At 43.0% G+C, this 25,732-nt stretch carries 23 protein-coding genes and 2 tRNA genes; 9 read left to right on the top strand and 16 right to left on the bottom strand.

The features are described from left to right. Positions 1-77 precede the first annotated feature (77 nt). From BTV98_RS08115 to BTV98_RS08100, 4 genes are all read left to right on the top strand, one after another. The gene (locus tag BTV98_RS08115; RefSeq protein ID WP_058367920.1) at positions 78-764 is read left to right on the top strand and encodes a 50S ribosomal protein L25/general stress protein Ctc; all 687 of its coding nucleotides are present in this window, start codon (positions 78-80) and stop codon (positions 762-764) included. A 224-nt stretch (positions 765-988) separates the two neighbouring features. Next, positions 989-1,570: an aminoacyl-tRNA hydrolase gene (gene pth, locus BTV98_RS08110; protein ID WP_058367919.1), complete on the top strand. Its 582-nt coding sequence runs from the start codon at positions 989-991 to the stop codon at positions 1,568-1,570. A 163-nt stretch (positions 1,571-1,733) separates the two neighbouring features. Continuing rightward, positions 1,734-2,114, top strand: a complete 381-nt coding sequence (gene panD, locus BTV98_RS08105; RefSeq protein ID WP_010196068.1) for an aspartate 1-decarboxylase — start codon at positions 1,734-1,736, stop codon at positions 2,112-2,114. Between the two features lie 159 nt (positions 2,115-2,273). After that, positions 2,274-3,314 (top strand): calcium/sodium antiporter, encoded by a 1,041-nt coding sequence (locus BTV98_RS08100; protein ID WP_058367918.1) that lies wholly within the window; start codon positions 2,274-2,276, stop codon positions 3,312-3,314. A 46-nt stretch (positions 3,315-3,360) separates the two neighbouring features. Here the strand turns inward: BTV98_RS08100 and BTV98_RS08095 are convergent, their stop codons facing one another. The 3 genes from BTV98_RS08095 to BTV98_RS08085 form a co-directional block, all read right to left on the bottom strand. After that, complete coding sequence (locus BTV98_RS08095) at positions 3,361-4,017, bottom strand: RDD family protein (protein WP_058367917.1); 657 nt, start codon at positions 4,015-4,017, stop codon at positions 3,361-3,363. A 178-nt stretch (positions 4,018-4,195) separates the two neighbouring features. Beyond that, positions 4,196-4,272, bottom strand: a tRNA-Arg gene (locus BTV98_RS08090). A 182-nt stretch (positions 4,273-4,454) separates the two neighbouring features. Further along, positions 4,455-4,544, bottom strand: a tRNA-Ser gene (locus BTV98_RS08085). Positions 4,545-4,925: 381 nt separating this feature from the next. Here BTV98_RS08085 and BTV98_RS08080 point away from each other — a divergent pair. Then, positions 4,926-5,723, top strand: coding sequence for a hydroxymethylpyrimidine/phosphomethylpyrimidine kinase (locus tag BTV98_RS08080; RefSeq protein ID WP_075103369.1), 798 nt, complete (start codon positions 4,926-4,928; stop codon positions 5,721-5,723). Between the two features lie 145 nt (positions 5,724-5,868). On the opposite strand, the gene BTV98_RS08075 is transcribed toward BTV98_RS08080, so the two are convergent. From BTV98_RS08075 to ppx, 5 genes are all read right to left on the bottom strand, one after another. Then, positions 5,869-6,438: a YggT family protein gene (locus BTV98_RS08075; RefSeq protein ID WP_058367916.1), complete on the bottom strand. Its 570-nt coding sequence runs from the start codon at positions 6,436-6,438 to the stop codon at positions 5,869-5,871. 85 nt (positions 6,439-6,523) lie between these two features. Beyond that, on the bottom strand, positions 6,524-7,354 hold the full coding sequence (gene proC, locus BTV98_RS08070) for a pyrroline-5-carboxylate reductase (RefSeq protein ID WP_075103368.1): 831 nt from the start codon (positions 7,352-7,354) through the stop codon (positions 6,524-6,526). Positions 7,355-7,547: 193 nt separating this feature from the next. Further along, positions 7,548-9,110: a tRNA lysidine(34) synthetase TilS gene (tilS, locus tag BTV98_RS08065; protein WP_075103367.1), complete on the bottom strand. Its 1,563-nt coding sequence runs from the start codon at positions 9,108-9,110 to the stop codon at positions 7,548-7,550. Positions 9,111-9,269: 159 nt separating this feature from the next. Next, positions 9,270-10,073: an acetyl-CoA carboxylase carboxyltransferase subunit alpha gene (locus BTV98_RS08060; protein WP_075103366.1), complete on the bottom strand. Its 804-nt coding sequence runs from the start codon at positions 10,071-10,073 to the stop codon at positions 9,270-9,272. A 186-nt stretch (positions 10,074-10,259) separates the two neighbouring features. Continuing rightward, a complete protein-coding gene (gene ppx / locus BTV98_RS08055; RefSeq protein ID WP_075103412.1) occupies positions 10,260-11,798 on the bottom strand; it encodes an exopolyphosphatase in 1,539 nt (512 codons plus the stop codon). 394 nt (positions 11,799-12,192) lie between these two features. Here ppx and BTV98_RS08050 point away from each other — a divergent pair, with 394 nt between their 5' ends. Then, on the top strand, positions 12,193-12,609 hold the full coding sequence (locus tag BTV98_RS08050; RefSeq protein ID WP_058367912.1) for a DUF962 domain-containing protein: 417 nt from the start codon (positions 12,193-12,195) through the stop codon (positions 12,607-12,609). 23 nt (positions 12,610-12,632) lie between these two features. Here BTV98_RS08050 and BTV98_RS08045 read toward each other — a convergent pair whose 3' ends face one another. The 3 genes from BTV98_RS08045 to BTV98_RS08035 form a co-directional block, all read right to left on the bottom strand. Next, positions 12,633-14,369 carry an AMP-binding protein gene (locus BTV98_RS08045; RefSeq protein ID WP_075103365.1) on the bottom strand — a complete coding sequence of 579 codons (1,737 nt, stop codon included), beginning with the start codon at positions 14,367-14,369 and terminating at the stop codon, positions 12,633-12,635. Between the two features lie 226 nt (positions 14,370-14,595). Beyond that, positions 14,596-15,897, bottom strand: coding sequence for a glutamate-1-semialdehyde 2,1-aminomutase (gene hemL, locus BTV98_RS08040; RefSeq protein WP_075103364.1), 1,302 nt, complete (start codon positions 15,895-15,897; stop codon positions 14,596-14,598). A 77-nt stretch (positions 15,898-15,974) separates the two neighbouring features. Then, positions 15,975-16,328, bottom strand: coding sequence for a zinc ribbon domain-containing protein YjdM (locus tag BTV98_RS08035; RefSeq protein WP_075103411.1), 354 nt, complete (start codon positions 16,326-16,328; stop codon positions 15,975-15,977). A 310-nt stretch (positions 16,329-16,638) separates the two neighbouring features. On the opposite strand from BTV98_RS08035, the gene BTV98_RS08030 reads away from it, so the two are divergent. Beyond that, positions 16,639-17,391 (top strand): folate-binding protein YgfZ, encoded by a 753-nt coding sequence (locus BTV98_RS08030; RefSeq protein ID WP_075103363.1) that lies wholly within the window; start codon positions 16,639-16,641, stop codon positions 17,389-17,391. Between the two features lie 64 nt (positions 17,392-17,455). Then, positions 17,456-18,784 carry a D-amino acid dehydrogenase gene (locus BTV98_RS08025; RefSeq protein ID WP_075103362.1) on the top strand — a complete coding sequence of 443 codons (1,329 nt, stop codon included), beginning with the start codon at positions 17,456-17,458 and terminating at the stop codon, positions 18,782-18,784. A 161-nt stretch (positions 18,785-18,945) separates the two neighbouring features. On the opposite strand, the gene BTV98_RS08020 is transcribed toward BTV98_RS08025, so the two are convergent. Together BTV98_RS08020 and BTV98_RS08015 are read right to left on the bottom strand one after the other, a co-directional pair. Next, complete coding sequence (locus BTV98_RS08020) at positions 18,946-21,174, bottom strand: molybdopterin oxidoreductase family protein (RefSeq protein ID WP_075103361.1); 2,229 nt, start codon at positions 21,172-21,174, stop codon at positions 18,946-18,948. Positions 21,175-21,306: 132 nt separating this feature from the next. After that, a complete protein-coding gene (locus BTV98_RS08015; RefSeq protein WP_075103360.1) occupies positions 21,307-22,011 on the bottom strand; it encodes a TetR/AcrR family transcriptional regulator in 705 nt (234 codons plus the stop codon). 414 nt (positions 22,012-22,425) lie between these two features. Between BTV98_RS08015 and BTV98_RS08010 the strand changes: the two genes are divergently transcribed. Continuing rightward, positions 22,426-22,629, top strand: coding sequence for a CsbD family protein (locus BTV98_RS08010; RefSeq protein ID WP_058367905.1), 204 nt, complete (start codon positions 22,426-22,428; stop codon positions 22,627-22,629). A 1,081-nt stretch (positions 22,630-23,710) separates the two neighbouring features. Here the strand turns inward: BTV98_RS08010 and BTV98_RS08005 are convergent. The 3 genes from BTV98_RS08005 to purC all read right to left on the bottom strand — a co-directional run bounded on the left by BTV98_RS08005 (position 23,711) and on the right by purC (position 25,643). Further along, positions 23,711-24,022 carry a YqfO family protein gene (locus tag BTV98_RS08005; protein WP_075103359.1) on the bottom strand — a complete coding sequence of 104 codons (312 nt, stop codon included), beginning with the start codon at positions 24,020-24,022 and terminating at the stop codon, positions 23,711-23,713. 52 nt (positions 24,023-24,074) lie between these two features. Beyond that, the gene (locus BTV98_RS08000) at positions 24,075-24,740 is read right to left on the bottom strand and encodes a DNA-3-methyladenine glycosylase (protein WP_075103410.1); all 666 of its coding nucleotides are present in this window, start codon (positions 24,738-24,740) and stop codon (positions 24,075-24,077) included. Positions 24,741-24,929: 189 nt separating this feature from the next. Then, on the bottom strand, positions 24,930-25,643 hold the full coding sequence (purC, locus tag BTV98_RS07995) for a phosphoribosylaminoimidazolesuccinocarboxamide synthase (protein ID WP_058367900.1): 714 nt from the start codon (positions 25,641-25,643) through the stop codon (positions 24,930-24,932). Between the last annotated feature and the right edge of the window lie 89 nt (positions 25,644-25,732).

Genomic DNA, 25,732 nt, shown 5'->3' with positions numbered 1-25,732 from the left:
CACCCATTAGTGGATTGGTCGCAAATCCACTTTTTTATGACCAGACACTTCATTTATTTTTCTATAGGATTATATCCATGAGTACTAATCATTTCTCATTAAATGCCGTTGACCGCTCTGCTGAACAGCAAGGTAAAGGTGCGAGCCGCCGCCTACGTAAGCAGAACCTAGTGCCTGCTATCATCTATGGTGGTAACGAAGAACCAACAGCAATCTCTATCAAGCTTAACGAACTAGTAAAATCACTAGAATTCGAAGCGTTCTTCTCGCACATTTTGACTATCAACGTCGATGGCGAAGAGCACCAAGCGGTTATTAAAGACCTACAACGTCATCCAGCTAAAGGCTTCCCAATGCATGCTGACTTCCAGCGCATTGTAAAAGGTCATAAGATTCACATGAATGTTCCTGTGCATTTTTCTGGTCGTGAAGAAGCGCCTGGTACTAAAGCTGGTGGTATCTTATCTACGCTCGTTTCTGATATCGAAATCGTCTGCTTACCATCACAGTTACCTGAGTACCTAGAAGTTGACGTATCAGGTATGGAAATCGGTGATCTGTTCCGTTTATCAGATATCGACTTGCCTGAAGGTGTTATTATCTTCGATCTTGATATGGAAGATGCGCATGACCGTACTATCGTTAACATGCAGCCACCAACGGTTGAAGAAGTTGACGAAGATACTGATGAAGTTGATGCTGATGAAGTGCCAGCAACTGAGCAAAGTGACAAAGCTGATGAAAATAAAGACGGCGAGGAGTAAATATTACTCGTTGCTTTATTAATGCTATGATGTTTTATAGCAGTAATTGTCAACTTTCTTACTAATACTAAAGACAGTAGGTATTAAATACAGCAGGGGATCAATGTCTCCTGCTGTTTTTGTAAGTGTCATTTATTAAGGCTAAAATAGCAACTGCGGTTTGATGGCAGATTTGTCGTCATATTTGTTTTAATCTATTTATTCTATTAATGCAGAGTATAGTCATGTCCATAAAACTTATCGTCGGTCTTGGCAATCCTGGTCAGCAGTATATGTTTACACGCCATAATGCAGGGTTTTGGTTTGTCCATCACTTGGCGCAGCAATTTAACATTACACTCTCACCTGACAAAAAATTCCATGGCGTGACAGGACGCGGACAAATTCATGGGTCTGATGTGCGCTTACTTATGCCTCTAACCTTTATGAATAAATCTGGTCAATCTGTCGTACCGATGGTCAACTTTTATGGTATTGATAATGATGAGTTACTGATTGCGCACGATGAGCTAGATATCCCTGCTGGCAGTATTAAGCTTAAAACAGGCGGTGGTCATGGCGGTCATAATGGCTTACGTGACATTACTCCACATATCGGCAACGACTTTCATCGCTTGCGTATCGGCATTGGCCATCCAGGACACAAGTCTAAAGTAAGCGGCCATGTCCTCTCTAAAGCATCTCCGGATGAACAAATTGCAATCGATAGTGCACTTACGGCAGCTTTTGAGGCACTGCCTTTATTATTAGATGGTGATATTGAACGCGCGCGTTCGCAAATTAATAGTTTTAAACTACCTGCCTAAACGGTATGATACTTTTGGTTAAATTTACCTAAAACTGATGATGCTATCTTGGCTTTATCAGTCGGTAGGTAGCACAAACTTTATAAGGTCTTGATTTAGCCTTTAATTTTTGTGCATCCGTCCCCATTAACTGATTACTTTTGTTACGCTAAGGAAGCAATTCATGCTACTTAATATGCTCAAATGCAAATTGCACCGTGCCCGCGTCACCCATGCTGAGCTGCACTATGAAGGCTCATGCGGTATCGATGGCGATTTATTAGATCTTGCAGGATTACGCGAGAACGAATCTATCGACATCTATAATGTCACCAACGGTAAACGCTTTCGCACCTACGCTATTCGCGCTGAAGCTGGCTCTGGCATCATCTCATTAAATGGTGCTGCCGCTCATATGGCAGACTTAGGTGATATCGTCATTATCTGCGCTTATGCTCATTTTGATGAAGTTGAAGCCTCGACCTACCAGCCAAAACTGGTCTATTGTAATGAAGATAACACGGTCAAAGACACCGCAAATATTATCCCTGTACAGGTGGCTTAACAGTTTCTAAAGTGTCAAAAGCACTTATCTTTATAGATAGCCAATAGTAGACTTTGCAAAACTATTTATCTCGATACAAAAGCTGAATCCAAATTGTGGTTCGGCTTTTTTTATATCAATTCAAATTTAATAATTCATTATTTGTAAAGGAAAATACTCATGTGGTTGGCAGGTGTTGCAATACTGATTGGTTTGGCCATTCTGGTTTGGAGTGCTGATGTATTTATTGATGGCGCAACTGCATTAGCAAAGACGTTAGGTGTACCAAGTTTTTTGATTGGGGTCTTGATTTTAGGATTGGGCACATCAGCGCCTGAGATGGTCGTATCAGTCTTAGCAGCGCTAGACGGTAGTCCTGAGCTCGCCTTAGGTAACGCTTATGGCTCAAATATTATTAATATTGCGTTAGTCTTGGGGGCAACAGTCCTTATCAGTCCTATTATTATTCATAAAAGCATTATAGCGCGTGACTTACCTATGCTATTACTCGTTACTGCTCTAGCAGCGTGGCAATTGCGTGATGGCGTGCTCAGCTTGAACGATGGTATCTCATTATTAGTCTTATTAGTCATTGTCTTGAGCATTCAAATCGTGCTGAGCTTGCGTGAAGGCCGCTCAAAGCCTAAAAACAATGTCATCGAAGCCACTCATACAACAAAAAGTATGACAGCAACGAACACCACCATAGAGAACATGGACATAACAAGCTCTGACTCGGGTTATATAGAGCCAAGTTTGGCACGAGGTTTGGGTAGCTTGTTTGTGGGTATGTTGATGTTGGTCTTAAGCTCACGAGCGATTGTCTGGGGCGCGGTCGAGATGGCAACATTTTGGGGATTAAGTGAGTTGATTATTGGTTTGACCATCGTGGCTGTAGGCACGTCTTTACCAGAGCTGGTAGCAAGCCTTGCAGCAGCGCGTCATGGGGAGCACGATATGGCACTTGGCAATATTATTGGCTCAAATATCTTTAATACGTTAGGAGTGGTAGGGCTAGCAGCCGTTATCGCACCGATTACAACCAATCCAATGGTCTTATCTCGTGATGTGTTCGTAATGGCGCTAATTACTTCTCTACTCTTTTTAATGTGTGTGTTTGCTTTTATATCCAATCGAAAATTTGGCCGTACCTCTGGCGCTACGATGATAATGCTATTTATCGGTTATACGGTGTGGCTGGCTCAAACCGCCATTGTATAAAAGGCATCAGCATCATCGGTAAGCTTATGATGCTGAAGTCTTTTGATTATTTGTTCTGTTTGCGATTTTTAAAGCCACGCCATAGACCTTCATGGGCAACTTTTGGCATCTTTAAGGTAATGGTGTTTGAGAGCATATCTTGTACTGCAAGGCCGCGACGATTAAACAAGCAAAATACGTAGTTAAAGACCAAACCCAAAAAGGCACTGGTTAGCAAAATAGCACGCGACCCACCTATTAAGCTGCCAATAATAGCAAAAATTAATGGCATTAATGCAGCTGCTAGAATGCGCTTAAACGATTGTCCCCACGTTAGCAAATGCCCGGCATTGTTGACGGTTTTTAGGCGCCATGTCTGCATACCTAATGTCTGACCACCGCGACGCCAAAACACTCCATAGAAGGCCACTAGCGTCAATATAAAGGATGGTGTCATGATGACGTTTTGATACCAGCTTGGTAGCGACTGCGCCTCTTCAGACTGCGTCCCTGTCTCCATAGTCAGCAGCGTCCCTATTACCGTCAGCATCGTTCCTACCAAGAATAACAATGCTAAGATCAACATACCGTCGTATAAGATCGCAATGACCCGGGTTGTCGGTTTGGCAATAGTAGGCTCTTCGGTTTGAGGGACGCGCTGTTGAGAGGTATTCTTTTTTTGAGGCTTTGACTTAAGGACAGTTTTTGGTGTACTTTTTGACATGATACAAGCTCATAGCAAGCGAAAAATAATGACTCTATTGTACCGTAATTTGGGTGTGTAACGTACACTTATACCAAGCCCAAAAATAGCAGACATAAAAAAATCGCCAAATTGTCATAAGACAGGCGATTAATTTAATCTTTAGCTCGAAGCTTAATAAGACAAGCTAGTATGCAAATGGTGCGCCTGGAGAGATTCGAACTCCCGACCCCTTAGTTCGTAGCCAAGTGCTCTATCCAACTGAGCTACAGGCGCGTATTTTGCACAACATCTACTGTATTTTAATTATCATTTACAGTAAATTAGGTTGGCTATTATATAGATAATTCAGCTGATGTCAATCGTTTTTTTAATTTAAATAGAGTATTTTCTATTATAAATTTAAACTCACCTGACATCGACTTACTGCATTATAATCTAACAATAAACCGAATAAATGGCGGTGAAGGAGGGATTCGAACCCTCGATACGCTTACACGTATGGTTCCTTAGCAGGGAACTGGTTTCAGCCACTCACCCACTTCACCGAACGATTTAAGACACTTATCGAAATATTTATTAAAATAATTTTAAAAAATATGTCTTTAAACTATAGTATCAATGCTTATTGATACGTCTTATGTCGTGGGCGAGTATTATAACAAAGCCAAAACGAATTGCAAGCATTACCCGCCATTTTCATGACACTTTCTTATAATTTTTAATTAACATGCTTTTTAAGAACCAAATAAGCTCTATTTTTCAACAGATTAGCTTTATTTCTTAATTATTTAAATTAATTGAGAGTCAAGCAGTGGCTTACTGCTGTGGCTTTTTTGGTTTGAGATGGCTATAGTAATTAACAAGCCAAAAACCGCGTTAATTTTTTAAATCTTTAACCATTATAACAAAATAGACAAAGGAAGGTTATGCGACCAGTTGTTTTATGTTTTTCCGGATTGGATCCCTCAGGTGGTGCAGGGTTACAAGCAGATATCGAAGCGATAGGTGCAGCAGGTGGACATGCAGCTGTCGCATGTACTGCCATCACTGTTCAAAGCTCACAGCAAGTATTCGGTTTTGAAGCCTGCGCTGCAACCTTGGTAAAAGATCAGGCAATAGCGGTTCTCAAGGACTTGCCGGTTCGCGCGATCAAATCAGGTATGCTTGGCACCACGGATAATATTGCTATGCTGACCCGCTTATTTGCAGAGCAGACAATTAGCAGTGTTACGCCCTTTGTACTTGACCCTGTACTCGTTGCCAATAGCGGCGGTAGCTTGGGCGATGAGCAAACGCTGGTCGCAGCTTTTAGAGAGCTGCTCCCCTATGCCACGCTCATCACGCCAAACACGCATGAGCTAAGATCGTTGAGCGGTGAGCAAGATCTACATAGTGGTGCCCAAAAACTATGCGCACAGGGGACACATGCCGTGCTGGTCAAAACCTCACATGACTTTGACAGCGGTGATATCGAGCAATACTTATACGTTAAAGGTGACATGGTACACCAAAGTACGTTGCCGCGCTTAGACGGTGAATTCCATGGCTCTGGCTGCTCACTGGCCAGCTTTATCGCAGGACGCTTAGCTTTAGGTGATGAGCTGATTACAGCTGTCAAAGCTGCTGATCGATGGATTACACAGACATTGGTGGCAGCAGATCGTCCACATCCTGAAGACAGCAGTGCCCAACTGTTACCGAATCGCTTTATCGCTTTTAAGTAAGACTACGGTAGAAGTAAGTTTATAAAACAGCTTTCACTAAAGATACAAATAAAAAAGACGCCCTATAATAAGAGCGTCTTTTTTGTGTTAGGCAGTTTTTAGAATATGTCGATAAGTGTACTTGATAATCAATACGTAATAGAGTTTAGCCTAACATCGGCATAAAGCTTGAGGCCAAACCGCCGATAAACATCTCGAGTAAAAGAAAAGCAATAAAGGCAACCATCGGTGATAAATCAAGCATGCCTAGGTTTGGCGTGATGCGACGAAACGGCGCTAAAATAGGCTCAGCTAAGTTGATAATGATGCCAATGATAGGGTGCTCAGATCTGGTGAATACTACAATCCAGCTCACAATAATAGAACCAATGACCAAATAGCGGCACATACGTAAAAAGTCTAAAATCAAACTGGTGGTACCAGCAAAAAACAGCGGCGCAGGTGCTATACCTTTATGCATCAGCGCCGCTTTGCCTGAGATATCAATGAGACGGATTAAAAACATTAATACAATGGCCGCAATACTGATACGCCCTTGCGCGACTGTCGGAAAGATACGCCCAAACGTATCTACAATGCGCGTGGCCTTGTAAGCAGGCGCAATCATAGGGTTTCTCTCATCCATCCCAGCAAACTGCAGCATAAAACGGATAAATACCAACATCATAGCGAAGGTAGTCACTAAGTCAAAAATTTGCAACAAGGTGTTGTTCATAAAACGCTACTCAATGTGCCACGGATAAAGATTGTTAAAATGGTGGCTTATTTATATTAAAAAAGAATTTTATTGCTCCAAATTCTTATTTATTTTCTGTACTAAGGGCCTGACTACGATCGTAACAAGCTTGCATAGCTTCACCGATTTGACGTCCGATCTCATTGGCTTGCATTGACTCAATTGCCGCTTGGGTCGTACCGTTTGGCGAAGTGACCTTACGACGTAGCTCAGCAGGTGTATCATCACTATTCATCGCCATTTTGGCAGCGCCCAGCATCGTTTGCATTGCCAGTGATGACGCTTGTTCTTTATTCAAGCCTAAAGCGACGGCGCCATCAACCATCGATTCGATAAAGTAAAACATATAGGCGGGTGCTGAACCAGAAACTGCCGTCACGGCATGCATAAGCGTCTCATCATCGACCCACATGACCAGTCCTGAAGCTTCCATCACTGCGGTGGCCAATTGCTTTTGTTCTGCACTAATGTTATCTGTACCGTACAGACCAGTCGCACCCATCTGAATCATCGCAGGTGTATTTGGCATCGCACGTACGATATTGCTATGGCCGCCCAGCATGTCTGACAAAAGGTCCGTCGACAAGCCTGCTGCCACTGACACTACCAATTGTTTGTCTAGGGCATCAGCAAAAGCACTGACAACAGGTCTCATGACTTGAGGTTTTACCGCTAGGACAACGACATCAGCATTAACAACAGCAGCTTTTGCATCGGCTGTTGGATCAACCGCATTCAACCCTTTAGCAACCAATTGCTCACGCACCTCGCTACTAGGGTCAGCAACCGTAATTAGACTTGGTTTGACATCGCAAGCGATAAGTCCACTTATCAAGGCTTGCGCCATGTTTCCACCACCGATAAAGCTGATTTTTTTATTATCTAGTATTGACATTACTGCTCCTCACTCACAAAACGCAAAGGTATTCAAAGATGTAGTTTCTAACAATATAAAGTATATTATGATCATTAGTGTGACCACTGAAATGACACTTAGTCTACCATACTGCCACGAGCATTAAAGAAATTTATCTATAGCCCAATCACCTGAAAAAATCGATGAACGTAACGATTTTATTGCATACTGACTATATGCTTAAGATATTTTTGATAGCACTAGCTAAGAAAACACTATCATTTGTAACGTTTGCCAACGCCTTATCAGTCCCTAGTACCCAACTTTCAAATGGTGATACTAGCAATAACGGCAACGCCTCATCTTTATGAGCGAAGACAATACTGACAACCACCAAGCTATCACGCAGCCAGACAGGCACGCCCAGTGTTTGATAGAGTTTTTTGCCCGCTTGCGGACGAGTGGCTAGCGTGGTTTGAACGCGCTGCTGCCGCCCTAATGGTGTACACGTCAGCTCAATCTTATCTTTATCGCTTATAATATTATCGCTTATAAATCTATCATTTATAAAGTGTATCAACGTATTGAGCGTGATTTTTAATTGCCAATTGGCACCTTTGCCTGTGCGTAACGTCACCATCATGGCATGTTTTTGAGGCAAGCTTAAACAAGGTAACGTTTGGGTGTGTGCAGTAAGTGGTAGCGCTAGCCATGTAAGCCAACTACTGCTAAGACGATATAGCTGCTGACGATAACGGCGGATAGTATAAGTCTGCTTACTGCCCTGCCAGTCTAATTGGGTTTGATGGTCGTGATCATTACGCTCAGTTAAATTCAAAACATTATCTACAAGTTGCTTAGTCGGTGGCAGTGGTTCATCTTGCGCTAGCCAAGTGTGCAGTAATTGCCGTTGTCGATAAATAGGCAATGTATGTAGCTCATCAATATTCAGTACACGCTGAAACGGTGGATAGCTCGAAACAGTAGCGGGCGGAATAATAGCGGTCTGCTGCAAGTCTTGTACGGCTTGATCGCTCACGATAGCCTGAGCATCCGCGAGTAGCTGCGCACTGCGAGCAATGTTATCAATAACATTCGAGTTATACGTAGCAAGTGCTGGCATGATATCGCGGCGTAGCCCACTCCGCACATTATCACCGCTGTCATTGGTAGGGTCATCGATATAAGGCAGCTTTAATTGCCGAGCATAGTGACTAATGGTGGAGCGACGTACCGATAACCAGGGCCGCCACAGTATGTTGCGATGCATGCTTTGTGTCTGCTCTCGCCACGCCTGCATACCTGACAAGCCATTCACCCCTGCCCCTTGAATCAAGCGCATGAGCACCGTTTCAGCTTGATCATCAGCATGATGGGCCAAGAGTAGCACATCATCTTGATTAATATGGGCGCGCATAATACGATAACGTGCCAGCCGCGCCGCTTGCTCATCATGACCGTCAACTTTTGCCATTAGCACCTGACACGGTAGCTGCTGAGCGCGTGCCCAACTGGTGACATGCTCTGCCCAATAACCACTATCTACTTGCAGTCCATGATCAACATGCAATAATTGCGGTAAAAACGGCAGCTTGCCCTGTTGGTATAACTGCACACATAGCGCAGCTAATGCCAACGAATCTCGCCCACCACTACATGCCAGCCAAATACGCCGACCGTGTAATTGATTACTATACTCAGCCATACTAACCAATAATGCCTCTGCCAGATTATCATCGATTGGCAACTGAGCTACTGGCTTGATAGGATGGTTTAGAATAGCGCGACTGGTCATAATCAATCTTATATAGGTAAATTTAAAAACGAAAAAACGCGCCATCAAGTAGCGCGTTTTTATTTTATCACTTTTTATTCTATCACTAAGAGTAACCGTCTAGGACCAAACGCTTATCATCAAACAAAAGTAATAACAAATCGGTATTATGCTACACAACTAGCAAGGCAGCATGACCTCTGAATTAAAGGTTTTGAGCTTTTCGTAGCGCTGCTCGCAACGAGCGTCTGCATCCATGTCTTTGATTTCATCAAGCTGTTCTAGCAGTAGCGCTTTAAGAGAGTTCATCACTGGCTGTGGATGGACGTGTGCGCCCTCACCTTCTTCGATGACCGCATCAATGAGTCCCAGTTGATACAAGTTATCTGCATTCAACTTCAAAGCTTCACTTGCATCTTTCGCTTTTTCTGCCGTTTTCCATAGGATTGAAGCACAGCCTTCAGGAGAAATGACGGAGTAAATACTGTTTTGTAGCATATTTACTTTGTCACCGACCCCAATGGCCAATGCACCGCCTGAGCCGCCTTCACCGATGATAGTAACAATAATAGGGGCTTTTAAACTCGAAAATACAGCAATGCTCTCTGCTATCGCTTGCGCTTGCCCACGCTCTTCGGCACCAATACCAGGGTATGCACCTTGCGTGTCGACAAAGGTCATTACGGGAATATTAAAACGCTCCGCCATCTTTACCAAACGTATGACTTTACGATAACCCTCAGGGTTTGCCATACCAAAGTTATGAGCAATGCGCTCACGCGTACTACGACCACGATGTTGTCCAATGACCATGACTGGCATACCATCCAAACGGGCCAATCCACCTACAATTGCTTTGTCATCAGCATAGGCACGATCACCATGCAACACATCAAACTCTGTGAACAGCTGATTAATATAGTCCATAAACAATGGACGTTTTGCATGCCTTGCAAGCTGAACGCTATCCCATACAGTACTCATAGACGTTTCCTTTCTGTCGTTTTGTATAATTTATATGTTACTACGTGTCATGATTTATTTAAGACTAAATAAAGTACAGTTGTAAACTCAATAAAACTTATAGTAGCACAGTTTATATACTGTGGCATTTAACAATGCTTTTGTAATGTAATTAATTGGCTCAATTAACTAACCAAAGCCCATCAACTAGGCGGATAACGTGGCTTCGATCACATTGAGCTTAACACCCCATTTTGCAAACTGCTCAATCTCTACGCAAAGATCTGAAAACAAAAATGCATAGTGCTTTTTATCGGTACTGACAGTAAGTTGCCAGCAGTTGGTATCCGTGATGACAAGACGCATGTCAGGTAGATCATACTCACTACGGCTATGATGCGCTAAGACCGCAAGCCTTAGTAGTAAGCATAGATAGACCAAATCATTACCGCCAATGTTACATGTCTGCTCAAGCATATCGCTTTTGAGCTTGCGTCTATGGTTGAGCATCAGCTGTGCCATACGCTTTTGGTCGACTTGCGAAAATCCCGGAATGTCAGAGTATTCAAGTAGGTAAGCGCTGTGCTTATGATAGCTGCTATGGCTAATTGCAAGCCCAATCTCGTGCAAATATGCTGCCCGTCTCAATACGTCAGCATCGTCATTGGTCAATTGCAAATCATCTTTGACTTGTTTGAACAAATGGCGACTGGTTCTAACCACTTGTCTGGCTTGTTTTTTGTCCACTGAATAGCGTTTGATTAACGCAAGCACACTACGGTCACGGACATCCTCACTAGCCAAGCGTCCAAGCATGTCATACATCACTCCTTCTCGTAGCGCGCCGTCAGAATAAACGATAGTATCAATGCCAAGCACCTTCATCGTAGCACGTAGTACTGCTACGCCTGCTGGAAACACTGCTTTACGGTGCTCTTTCACACCTTCTAACTCAATGTCATTTACATCACCGATTTTGATGAGTAGTTTTTCTAATTTTTTGACCCCTTGATAAGTGACGCGCTCTTGCTCATCTGACCAACCTTTGGATACCAGCACATTACGCACGGCTTTAATCGTACCACTAGAGCCAACCACACTACTCCAGCCTGTCTTTTGATATTGGCCATTAATAGCCAGTACTTCTTTGCGAGCTGCGACGATAGCACGATTAAAATTCTCTTTAGTAATTTGCCCATCCGCAAAAAATCTCTTTGTGAAAGCCACACAACCCATCTGTAAGCTTTCAGTCAATAATGGATCAAACCCTTGTCCGATAATAAACTCAGTAGAGCCGCCACCGATATCAATAACCAAACGCTTATCACTACTAGCATTGGTGTGAGAAACACCAAGATATATCAGTCGCGCCTCTTCACGTCCAGAGATGATTTCAATCGGCTTGGGTAGTATCTCATTAGCCCGCTTTATAAAATCATTGGCATTTTTCGCTTGACGCAGAGCATTCGTTGCAACGACACGTATACGCGAAGAAGAAACTGAATCTAGACGTGCAACGAAGCGGCTAAGACATTCTAGACCTCGCTTTTCAGCAGCAGCGCTTAAGATATTATGTTCATCTAATCCTGCTGCCAGCTGTACTTTTTCGGACATGGAGACTACTTTTCGCACCTCACCATGATCAAGACGAGCAATAGCTAAATGGAAGCTGTTCGAACCGATATCGATGGCCGCCATCAGTTCATCATCAGCAAGTGGCGAATCTATAATGTCATTATTGAGCATAGGATTAAGCATAGAAAAATCGTTATCCTGTAGGATGGTGTATAAGAATATAGTCGTAACCACAAGTGTTGTAATAGATAATACTTGCTTTGGATATCAAGTTTACAAGCCTTAAATTTTTAACGTAGTGTCGCAGACAAGCTTTGCTATTAAAGCATTTCTATTAAGGTACATTCAATAACTTGTGTTCATTATAACCCTTTGCTACATTCTAAATAAGTCATATTATTAACCAGTAACATTGATAATTTAGAATGACTATTAATAGCTGTAACTTCTATCTTGGTGTCTATTTTATTGTTGAATTACATTGTTGATCTTCCTTTATTGATGTAGTCACCAAGTATTGATAGTTCTCTGTTAGTCCAAATAATAAGCAAAGGAAGCTGCCATCATGAATCAATCTACCCGTACTCAATCTCGAGCTACTGCCAACATAGAGACAAAAGATGCAATTGTTGGCACAGATATCACCAAAGTAGACCCTGTCTCTGAGCAGGGATTTTACGATTTTTATTTAAATGAGCATCAAAACATTATTTGTCGCCGTCTGCATTTTGCTGGTAGTAGTTTTGGTTTATTAGGACTAGCAAAGTCGGTTAAGACGCGCTCGCCAAAACCTTTACTCAAAGGTATTGCAGCAGGGTATGCTTGTGCTTGGGCTGGACATTTCTTTTTTGAAAAAAATAAACCAGCCACGTTTAAATACCCATTACAAAGCTTCGTCAGCGACTTTCGTATGTATGGTGACGTCTTGCGCGGCAACTTAAGTTTAAGTGACCGCAAATATGATAAAACCGAACGGAAATAGTTTACTGGTACTTTTTTACACTACTAACGTAAAGACTTACGCAGTATCTTACCTACCGCAGTCTTAGGTAGCTCATCGATAAACTCGTATGATTGCGGGCGCTTATAACCTGTTAAACGCTCGCTTGCAAAAGCTTGTAACTCCTCTACGGTCAAGTTTGCCTCTTTTTTGACCACAAAGGCTTTTGGCACCTCGCCACTATGCTCATCTGCAATACCGATTACCGCCACTTCAAGCACTTTTGGATGCGCGGTCAATGCGGCCTCTACTTCATTAGGATAAACGTTGAATCCTGAGACTAGTATCATGTCCTTTTTGCGATCCACTAGCGTCAAAAACCCTTCTTCATTCATTACCCCGATATCACCTGATTTAAAATAGCCATCTTTGGTAAAGGTGTTGGTATTATCTTGTTGCCAATAACCGCGCATTACTTGTGGGCCTTTTATCCCTACCTCTCCAGGCTCGCCAATCGCACATGCTGAGTCATTTTCATCAATGATTTTGATATCCATCATGGCTAGTGGCAGACCAACACTACCATTAAAATGGCTAATACCAGGTGGGTTAAAAGAGATGACAGGAGAAGTTTCAGACATGCCGTACCCTTCATTGATAATCCTACCAGTGACTTGTTGCCATTGATCAGAGACCGCTTTAATAATCGCTGTACCGCCACCGATAGATAGCGCCAAGCGACTAAAATCAAGGCTGGCAAACTTTGGATGATGGAGCATACCGATAAACAAAGTATTAACCGATGGAATGACATGTGGACGATGCTGCTCAATGGTCTTGACTAGCCCATCGATATCGCGTGGGTTGGTGACCAATATATCCTCCCAACCGCCATAAATTCCCAGCAAGCCGCAAACGGTAAAAGAGAAGATGTGATAGAGCGGCAACGGGTTGAGTATCTTAATCTGCTCGCGACGTCCCGCTTCAATCGCACTGCCAAACATCGCATAACACTGACAGACATTGGCCATGACATTATAGTGCGTCAGCATGGCGCCTTTTGGCTTACCAGTCGTGCCCCCTGTATATTGTAATAAGGCCAAATCTTCGCGCTCGATGGTGACGTCTTTAAAGTCTTCTGCGCGCTGCGATTGTAAGATATGCGCAAATTTTATATAGTCCTTTGAGTCTAACGTATTAGCCGCCGCTGATTCTATTATGGATGAGTTGTCGGCTGGCTTGGCGCTAAGCTGACTTAATAAAGCTATATCATTGTCAGAGGGGGCAGCATGCGGATCTATAGAACATCTTACAACCCATTGCAGCTGCGCCTTGATGTCATCGTCTAGCTGCTCATAAGCTGAGTCCATGCCCTCTAGGATGATAAGACCGCAAGCTTGTGCATCTGTCAGCTGATGCGCCAACTCATAGTGGGTATACATAGGATTGACATTGACCAGTACCGCTCCTGCCCGCAAGCAGCCGAGCAATACCACGGCATACTGCAATATATTGGGCAGTTGGACAGCGATACGATCGCCTTTACTGATGCCCTGCGCTTGTAAAAAGGCGGCAAAGCGACGACTGGCGATATCTAATTGCGCAAAACTCAACGTGGCAGGACCCATACTAAAGGCCACAGAGCCGCTGTGCTGATCAATCTTTGGTTGTAATAAATCTAGTAGGTTATGCTTATCTTCTAACACATTTAGATTGTTTCTTAGTCCGTATTTTTCATACGCGGCTTGCCATAATGGAGGGACGGTACTACTGGGGGCATTATTTTCAGAACTGGTATTCATCAGTTGGCATCCTTGCTCGTGATCATTGTTAGCTTCAGAATAGCACAATTTATTCTCTGTTTTGCAAACGAGTAGAGTATGGTCTCTTTTGGCTTCTACTCAATTTTTATGGTGAACGCGACTCAAAGTAGGAGCCGATAAATCACAAAGTACAACAAAAATTAGCCACAAAAAAACCAGCACAGTGGCTGGTTTTTTTATGTAATGAAGACTACAACTGACGTCGTTACGCCTTCGCCATTTCTGCAAAGATTTCATCAGCGGCTTTAATTGAAGTCTCGATGTCTGCATCGCTATGCTTGATAGACATAAAGCCGGCTTCATAAGCAGAGGGCGCCAGATAAATACCGCGATCTAACATACCATGAAAGAAAGTATTAAACACATCCATATCACATTCTGTTACGTCATCAAAGTTCTGCGGTACAGTGGTCTCACTGTCTCTGACAAAGAACATGCCAAACATACCGCCCAATTTATTGGTGCGCAGATTGATACCATGCTTGTCAGCTGCCGCTTGAAAACCATCAACGAGCTTATCTACTTTCGCTGATAATTCATCATAGAAACCGTCTGCTGTTAAGTCTTCAAACATCGCGATACCAGCACGCATCGCCAGCGGATTACCTGATAACGTACCCGCTTGATAGACACCGCCAAGTGGGGCGATGCAAGACATAATCTCTTCTTTTCCGCCAAAGGCACCAACGGGTAGACCTGCACCGATGATTTTACCAAAGCAAGTCAAGTCAGGGTCGATACCGAAGTGCGCCTGTGCGCCACCAAGGCCAACGCGAAAGCCCGTCATGACTTCATCAAAAATCAGTACCGCGCCATTGGCGGTACACTCGGCGCGCAAGGTATCATGAAACGCTTGGGACGGAATGACCATGTTCATGTTCCCAGCGATCGGCTCCAAGATAACGCAGGCAATCTCATCGCCCCATTTTTCAAAACAATCTTTAATCGCTTGCGGATTATTATAAGGAATCGTAATAGTATGCTTAGCAAAATCCGCTGGCACACCTTTTGACGTTGGCTCACCAATATCGAGCATCCCTGAGCCTGCTTTGACCAATAAGCTGTCTGAATGGCCATGGTAGCAGCCTTCGAACTTAACGATTTTGTCACGTTGGGTATAACCACGCGCCAGACGAATCGCACTCATAGTCGCCTCAGTACCTGAGCTGGTCATACGAATCATTTCAACGCTTGGGACGATGTCACAAATTTTATCAGCAACCGTGGTTTCAAACGGCGTTGGTGTGCCAAAGCTTAAACCATCATCAGCGGCCTTTTTGACCGCATCGATCACTTTTGGATGCGCATGACCCAAGATCATTGGACCCCAAGAGCCGACATAGTCGATATAAGCATTGTCTTCAGTATCATAGATTTTGCTACCGTTAGCACGGTGCATAAAGATGGGTGTACCACCCACCCCTGCAAAGGCGCGAACTGGTGAGTTGACACCACCTGGGATATGTTTGCGTGCTTGCGCGAAAAGCTGTTCGTTTTTAGTACTCATGGTTATTCTCTGTTGTTTTATTAAAAGTAAATTTTTTCACTTAAACATCATTGAACTTGTTGGTTAAACTTATCGTCTCAAGCCTTTTTGACGACTGAAGATTTAAGCTTCATGGGGCCATAGCTATCAAGTTTACAGTCAATATCGTGGCCATTGCTCGCATCTGGCAACAAGCGAATGCTTTTTGCTTTGGTGCCTACTTTGATAACGGTGGATGAGCCTTTAACTTTCAAGTCTTTGATGACGGTTACGGCATCTCCATCTTGCAGCTCGTTGCCGACCGCATCGCGAATGACCGCGTCTTGGTCTTCAGCTTGCGCCGCATCCGTTTCAGCCGCCGTCCATTCATGAGCACACATCGGACATATCAGTAACGCACCATCTTCGTACGTGTATTCAGCATCACATTTTGGACAATTGGGTAAGCTCATCATTTCCTCGGCAGCCAGCAACATGTAGGTTTATTCTAGACTTAGCCTAGACCCCAGACTAGAGATAACATTGTACCGTAACTCGCTTGCTTTAACCAATTTGTACGGTTGAAAATTGGGCACTGCGCCCAATCTAAACCTTAACCATAGCGTTTCTTATGACAGTACTTTTTATGGTACGCTTCTTAACCTCATTTAATTTTGTATTCGCTTGTCTAATAGGGGATAAAAGCGCCAATTTGCTTCTTTTGTTCCTTATATCTAAGACCCAGTTATTCATAAGTAAGCTCTTATTAGAAGGATAATAACAATGACTCAATCTACCGACGTCTCGACTTTGCCGCAGTTTTCTCAATTAACCCTCCAAGGCGAAGATGCTGAAAAATTCTTACAAGGACAATTGACTTGTGATGTGACTAAGCTTGGTCTTAGCTATCAACCAACTGCCCTTAGTAACTTAAAAGGGCGTATTGAATTTGGACTTTGGATTAAAAAACAAGACGAAAAACATTATGATGTGGTGATTAGCGCTGATTGTGTCGACGCTTTACAGGCACATTTAAAGAAATTTGGGGCGTTTTCAAAGTTTGAGACCAGTGCAGCAGCAGCCATTTATCCTTGCGTGCTCGCTGATGAGCCTACCTTTAGCCATAAGGATGAGCATGATACAGCAGAAGATATTCAAGCTTGGATGCAGCGAAGTATCGCCACTGGCAACTATTGGATAGTAGCAGCAACGCAGGGTGAGTTTCAGCCGCAAGAGCTGCGTCTGCATCAGCGCGGCGGTATGGACTACGATAAAGGCTGCTATTTGGGTCAAGAGGTCATTGCCCGCATTTACTTTAAAGCGGCACCCAAAGCATTTTTGCACTATGTTAGCGGGACAGGTGACGCGCCAGCAGCAGGGGATAAGCTTGATAAAATCCAAGTGGTCAACGCCATTGCTACCAATGATGGCTTTGAAGCATTAGTCGTTGCGCGTCCAGCACATCTTGATGATAGCGACCTTACCCTATTGGAGTTGCCAACAGCACTTCAAGCTGATGTCGCACGTCCAAAGTAGCATGGTCCAAACCGCAGCAAACTGCCAAACAAGCAGCTAAAACAGTCACTAAGAGACTTTACTCATGACACATATTGCGGTACTCGGAGCGGGCGTGGTGGGCGTGACTACCGCATGGTATCTTCGCCAAGCTGGCTATGATGTGACTGTCATTGAGCGTGAATCTGCAGCGGGAATGCAGACGTCGTTTGCTAATGGCGGGCAGATATCGGTCTCGCACGCGACGCCTTGGGCCAATCCTACTGCTCCAATGAAAGCGCTTAAATGGCTATTTAAAGAAGACGCGCCACTACTGTATCGTTTGCGAGCTGACAAGGCACAGCTTAAGTGGGCGATGCAGTTTTTGCAAGAGTGCCGTGCAGATAAAGCCGATGCCAATTTGGTGCAAATGGTACGTCTAGGATTGTATTCTAGAGATGCCTTGCAGCAGCTACGTGCTGACATTGGTATTGATTACGAGCAGCAAAAGCGCGGTATCATGCACTTTTATACCGACCAAGCTGAGTTTGACGCTGCTATTGCGCCAACAGAGCGTATGCAAGCGCTAGGCTGTGAGCGTCATATCATTGATATTAATAATGCGGCCAGTCTGGAGCCAGCGCTTTATCCTATTGCCCATAAGCTCAAAGGCGCTACTTATACCAGTCGCGATGAATCGGGTAATGCCCATCTATTTACCCAGCGCTTAGCTGAGCGCTGCGCCAAGGCTGGCGTACAGTTTTTATATGACACCGAGGTATTGGCATTAAACGCTGATGCCCACTCTACTAATCCGCATATCCATAGCATTAACATCCGTCCCAAAGGCGAAAATGTGCAAACTTTTAGTGCAGACAGCCATGTACTAGCGCTTGGTAGCTACAGCGTTGTATTAATGAAGCCTCTCAATATTCATTTGCCTATCTTCCCGGCCAAAGGCTACTCGGCCACTTATCAAGTCAATCCCCGCGCCCCGCACCTAGCACCCTTTATCAGTCTCATTGATGATGAGTTTAAGCTGGTTACCTCACGCCTTGGCGATAAATTGCGCGTCGCGGGCACAGCAGAGTTTAACGGCTATAATTTAGACTTAAATACTATACGCTGCCAAGCCATCACGCGCCGTGTACAGCAGTTATTCCCGAAAGGCATCATTGCCAACTCTGTGCAATATTGGACAGGACTGCGACCGATGACCCCATCAAATGTACCCTTAATAGGACGCGCGCATAGGGGTCATATCCGTCACGGTAGTCACAATACAAACGCTAGTTTTGATAATTTATGGCTCAATACGGGTCATGGTACGCTTGGCTGGACGCATGCTTGCGGTTCGGCAAAAGCGATTAGTCTGTTAATACAGGGCGAGACACCGCCAGTCGATTTTGACTTTGTGGGTGTGAACGCTCAATAGAGAACATTTACACCAGCCATACATATTTGCTTTTCGTATAGTTAATCTGCCATAAAATAAGCATAGTGCTACTGGTAAAAATTTTGCGTAGCCTCTGTCTGCATAGTCACATAAGCAAGGAAAAGTTGTACCAGTAGCACGTTATAGTTTTTGTACTTATTTTATGCAGCACTTCCTGATTTGATTTCGGAAGATTCGCTGTCAGCATCAACACTTGAATCGGTAGTGTCCAAATCAACCACTTCAGGCTCGATGGCTTCTAGCTGCACCGGTACGCCGTTGACTGCTGCATTACCACTTAACTGATCAATTAACGTATCATCCGTCAAGTCATTGACACTGACACCGGCATGCGCTTGAGCAATCTTCTGTTTCACGCCTTTACGGCCGTGACCCCAACCATGCGGGATACTCACCACGCTTGGCATCAGCTCATCCGTGACTTCTGCGATGGTATTCACACTGCCAACGCGCGAAGTAACTTTTACGTTTTGACCGTCCTCGATACCGTATTCTTTGGCCGTTTCTGGATGCAACATAAGCGTACAGCGTGGTTTACCTTTTACCAAGCGATAGCTGTTATGTAACCAAGAATTATTACTGCGTACATGGCGGCGACCTATCAATAATATTTGCTTATCATCATAGTTACGCATCATCTCTTGTACACGCTCTAAATCAGCTTGATAAAAATCAACATTAAGATGAATCTGCTTGTCTTTATGTTTCAAAGCTTCTGGCAACATCCTTTTGAGAGGCCCTAAATCAATGCCATGCGGATTTTTCTTTAACTTTTTTAGATTAAGACCCTTATAAGGCCCACGCTTTAAACCCTGATTGAGCACAAATTTCGGCCCCAACACTTTTACTAATAGACGCTCAACTCTGGTGACAAGTGGTGCTTTTTTATCTAAACGTTTTGCCAGCTCTAGATAGATTTGCCAGTCAAATTTGGCACTTTTTTTCTTATGGAATAGGGCTTTTGAGTATTTAGCCACGTTATGGACGGCAAAGTTGTTAAAAGTGACATCATAATGGTCACGCTCTAGTGGTGATACGGGTGGCAAAATGATATCGGCATGACGACTGGTTTCTGTGACAAAATAATCGATCGCAACCATAAAATCCAAGCTGGCAAAAGCTTCATCTAACTTTTCACCATTGGGCGTGCTGAGTACAGGGTTGCCAGCGACAGTCATAAAGCCTTTTAACTGCCCTGCGCCCTCTACCAGCATCTCATCCGCCATCGCCACCACTGGATAATCGCCATTAAAATCAGGCAAATTACTCACGCGGCTATGGCGCTTACCAAGATAGCCTGGGCCTGAGTTATTGACCACATCGACTGCAGGATTGGGGAACATCAGGCCACCTACCTCATCTAAGCGACCTGTGACAATATTAATGACCATAATGAGATACTGACTTAATAAGCCAAACGCTTGTACCGATACGCCCATGCGTCCATAGCAGACGGAGCTTTCGGCTTCACAAAACTCTTTAACGAGACGTTTAATCTTATTTGCAGAAATGCCAGTAATATCAGCTACGGATTCGGCGCTATAGTCTTTAGCAAAGTCTGTAAGTCGCTCAATATCTGGCGCTAGGGCCACCGCTCTATTATTTTTAGCGCGCGCTTTGTCCGCATAACCTTGCAGATAGATTTCATTAAGCATGGCGAGCAAGAGTAAGACATCGGTTGCTGGACGAATAAAATGATGCTCGCTCGCAATATCTGCTGTTTCTGTGCGTCTTGGATCAATGACCACCACTTTGCCATCACGGGCTTTGATATCTTTTAGCTTTTGGCGCATGTTTGGCGCGGTCATAATACTGCCGTTAGACGCCAGCGGATTGCCGCCGATGATGAGCATATATTGGGTACGATTGACGTCAGGCACAGGGATGCGCAGCATATGCCCAAACAGATGCATACTGACAATATGGTGCGGCAGTTGGTCGATGGAAGTCGCAGAAAAACGACTACGCGTCTTTATACTACTAAGTAAATGCTTAATCGTTAGCATACCGCCCAAGTTATGGACGTTAGGATTGCCTAAATAAATACCAAGGGCGTTTTTACCATGTTTTTTCTGTACCGACTGAATACCGGCTGCCACTTTATCTAGAGCATCAGGCCAGCTAATCTCTTTCCAACCGTGAGCGGTTCTTTCAACCGGATGACGCAGGCGATCACTGTCTTCATGCAAGTCTTGCAAGGCGGTCGCTTTTGGGCAAATATAACCTTTGGAGAATGGATCGTCCTTATCGCCTTTAATCGACAATACCTTGTCACCATCGTGCTTAATGACAATACCGCACATAGCTTCGCATAAATTGCAGGTTCTAAAGTGGGTTTGCTCATTCGTCTTGGTTTGTTCACTAGCCATGGTCGCGCTCCCTGTTATTTTGCAATATAGTTCTTACTATATAAATTCCGTTTTATGACTGTTATGACTTTAATATGTTTAATGATATGGGTAACTAGCTACCAAATAATTAGCAATTGATAAACTGGATAACTAACTCCCCAGTCCATGCCGCTCTTTTATAAAAAAACTGCTAAACAATGCATCAAAGTTCTTACTCAATATATCAATAGCCTGCTGCTGTGAATAACGCTGCTGCCGACAGCCTAGTATCAATTCATGGACTTGAGCAGCAGCGACATCGACACAGAGATTAACTTCAGATTCCTCAAAAGAGTAATCGGTTGACTGTAATCCTTGCATGAATATATTCGTCCACTCTGTTTGTATTTCGCTAATCAGACTTGCCAAGCCTTTATCTTCTACTGTTGAACCATAGCGCAGACTGTCTTCAATTAAGCGTTGAAACAATTCGATATTCTGAAACGCGGCATCAAAAATCATAGTCAGACACTGCTGACAACGCTGGTGGAACTGCGCTTTTGTTAGGGTTGGATAGTCTTTGAGCATATTTACCCATGCCATGCGCATCGGTGATAGATAGTTGTTTTTTAACTGAACGCTCAGCTCATGTTGTAGCGCCTCGACGCTAGCAAAATGATTGTAAAAACTGGGCTGGGCAATACCTGCGCCTTTTGCGATTTTATTCATACTTAAGCCGCCAGCACCTTCAATACGGTACAACTGCAGGGCACTTTTTAACAAGGCATGACGCGTCCTAGCTTTTGCCCAATCTCGCTTCGTATCTGCCTTTGCCGCATTCACTGTATTGGATATTTCAGGTGAGTCCACTGCCATTCATCTTAGCTCCATAAAGCAACTATCATGTTTGTTATCTCGACTATAAGGTTATAGTCAACTAGACGATATGTCTATAATTAGTTTTCATAAAAATATGTTTACAGTCTTGTCCCTTTAATTAATCCTTATATTATTAATATTTGTTTGAAATCTACTGATCTGTTTTACATATCCTACTGAATAATAGCTTATTCATTACATAGATAAGTAACCCATAACAAAGATAAGCAGTTAACCATAATGAAGTAACACTCTAAACATTGCATATACAGACAAGGCAATTATCAGCCCTTATATTAGATATCACCAGTCGGCATATTGGTGTTTATCAATAGCGACTGAGTGTTGAATGAAGACAGATGGAATAGTTGTCTCAAAACTTAATTTGATAATAACAGAAGGAATATAACAATGAATGAACATACTCTAAAAGGCGAATGGAACCAGATGAAAGGTGCGGTTAAGCAAAAGTGGGCCGATCTCACTGATGATGATCTCACTCACATCGAAGGCAACCGCGACAAACTGGTCGGTCGTGTACAAGAACGTTATGGTCATAGTAAAGATAATGCCGAACGTGAGGTAGATGACTGGCGCCGCGAAAATAACTACTAAAGTAATTATTAGTGTATTTTTTAGAAAAATACATTAGATAATATTTAAAGTTATCTTATTTTAAACCATAAAAACCGCATGAATATCATGCGGTTTTTTGATTGTCAGTAATTTATCTATTAACTAACAAGCTTACTTAACGCATTAGTTAGCAGGTCTTTATTTTTTGACCTTTTAAATAACTAACGTTTCAGCTGAGCATACATTTTGGTATCATATAACTTTCTTAACCTCCAGACACGATAAAACCGCATAGCAATTAATTGTTATGCGGTTTTATTGTTAACCATCCATATTACTTATCACGACTGTCTGTTATACATCCTTGCATAATATTCAGTATATTGTGATACTAGGCATCCTGCCCTTTTTACTACGATTATCACAGCGTTTACTGCTGCTATCAGCAAAGGGTTAGTATCCTTACTTCACTTATTGTTATCATCCTGATGCCGATAAGTGAATCATTATCCTTAATACGGTAAACTCAATCCTTGAGTCATACTCCCTAATGCCGTGTGACTATAGTGTCAAAATATTATCTTCATGTTAAGTCGCGTAAGCGTCATCTTCTGTAAGCATATGCTTACACGAATATTGTTTTTATCTTCTATGCCTTGTTATTCCTACAATTGCATAAAATAAAATGTTAGTTAAATTGCAAATAAAGTATATTTTTTATTATTTAGCTTCCTTCAAATTGTTACTCCCCTTTTCTTTTCATTTACATTTTATTAACGTTACCGACATTTGTTATCAAGTTTTATAGACTACCATGCGTATGTAAGAAATTATTTCAAAGATTAAGTCAGCTCGGGTATAGAACGTAAAATCTTTTTCATAAGGTTTCTTCATGGCCATCAAAAAATCTAATATCGATAACAAGTTAAGATAATTCGATTAAAACTTTTTTTATCTTTTAAGCTTAAATTTTATGAAGTATGTCATTTACATAAAGCTTTTGGCATCGTTAAAGTTTTGATGCCCAGGTCAAATAAACCAGCAAGTGGTTTTGTTTGGCCTTTTTTTATATGTCATTTTTTATTTTAAAAAGTGACAGTCATCTCTATAACATTCATCTTCAAAAATCTAAGATCTTTATGACATCATACGCTGGGGTTTCATAAGGATGCGCCTCTTTTAGTGCCGCAATGACCTCATTAATGACGTCCTCATCAACCACCATTTCAACTCGCCATTCATCAACTTCTTCAAGTTTGTCATGTATACCAATATGCGGCGTACTACCTGTCAATGGCTTGAACTGCCCCGTTCCCTGTACTTGCCAGCAGCACTGCTCATAATTACCAATAGTCCCAGCACCCGCATTAAATAGAGCAGACTTCACCGACTCTAAAGCATTATCTGGAATAAAAACCGTTAGCTTATACATTTGTTAATCTCCAATTTTTGACTAAATACATAATACAAAGCACTAGCACCCCTTACTTTTTTGATAAAGAAGGATGGTCCGTCCATACGTAGCGCAGTAGCCAGTCCTTTGCCTCACCAGCGTAATCGATTCCGATACGAGGACGTAATGATAATGGCGGCTGACAACCATCATCCTCAATCCAGACATTCGATGTAGGCCAGATAGCTTGGCCATACAAGCTACGGTTAATCTGCAAGCGTTTGGTTAACTTCCCAGGCCCAGCAAACTGCTTTGGATGCGTCAATTGCTTATCAGCGCTAAGCTGCTGCTCGTCTACTAACCGATCACTATTATCTGCCAAAAATCCAGCTCGTATGAGTACCGATTCAGGTGTCTCTACAGACCCACTGATAAGATTGAGCATATGATGTACGCCGTAGGTCAAATAAACATAAAATACACCGCCTTGTTCATACATAATCTCGGTACGTGACGTACGAGTACCCGCATGCGAATGACAAGCAGGATCGTCTTCACCAATGTAAGCTTCGGTTTCTGAGATGCGCATACGTAGCGTTTTTTCGTTGCCATCACTATCAGTTAATCGTCTACATAGAACTTTACCGACCAAGTCAGCAGCGACTACGCAGGTCGGACGAGTAAACCATGTTGGCTCTATAATCAAAGTGGACGTTTCGGGAGTTATATCCGGGTTAAGTTTATTTGGCTGGGGCATTAATTGACCTTTTTTCTTATATTTAACGATATTCATAAATTATCATAAAAATAAAGATAGGTATTGAGGACAATTATTAACAGCACTTGCAGTAAAATTTTGCCAAAAAAAACCGAGCATCAGGCTCGGTTTTGCAATGTTCCATTGTAATAAGGTGTCATAAGGTCAATATAGCATCTCGCTCAATATTTAGTTTAGTGGCACACCAATACGTTTAGCGACTTCTTCATAGCCTTCGATCACATCTCCCAAAGATTGACGGAAGCGGTCCTTATCGAGTTTTTTCTTGGTGTTCTTGTCCCAAATACGGCAACCATCTGGTGAAAACTCATCACCTAAGACGATGCGGTCATGAAAGACGCCAAACTCAAGTTTAAAGTCAACCAAGATAAGATCACCTTTATCAAACAAGTCTTTTAATACCTCATTCACCTGATAGCTGATTTCTTTCATTTTAGCAAGCTGATCATCATTCGCCCAGCCTAAGGTTACGGCCAGTGATTCATTAACCATCGGGTCGCCTAGCGCGTCATCCTTATAAAACAGCTCAAATGTTGGCGGCGTCAATACCTGCCCCTCTTCTAACCCTAAGCGGCGCACCAGACTGCCAGCGGCATAGTTGCGCACCACGCATTCAACGGGCAACATATCCATGCGCTTGACCAGCACTTCATCGCTAGAGAGCTGTTTTTCAAAATGCGTCTCGATGCCAGCTTCGCTAAGTTTTTGCATAATAAAAGTATTAAAGCGGTTATTGACCTCGCCCTTACGCGCCAATTGTTCGATGCGCTTACCATCAAGCGCTGAGGTGTCATCGCGAAAGTGCAAAATTAAAAAGTCGTTGTCCTCGGTTTCATAGACAGATTTGGCTTTGCCTTTATAGAGCAGTTGTTGCTTTTGCATGGTAGAGGATCCTGTTCATTCAAACTTAGGTAATAAAAACGTGCAACTACGGCCAAAGTATTGGCTGCAATATAGTACGTAAAAGACTA

The sequence above is a fragment of the Psychrobacter sp. Cmf 22.2 genome (genome assembly GCF_001921745.1).
Taxonomy (GTDB): domain Bacteria; phylum Pseudomonadota; class Gammaproteobacteria; order Pseudomonadales; family Moraxellaceae; genus Psychrobacter.
The sequence above is the reverse complement of the archived record's forward strand: the minus strand, read 5'-3'. Positions and strand labels throughout refer to the sequence as shown.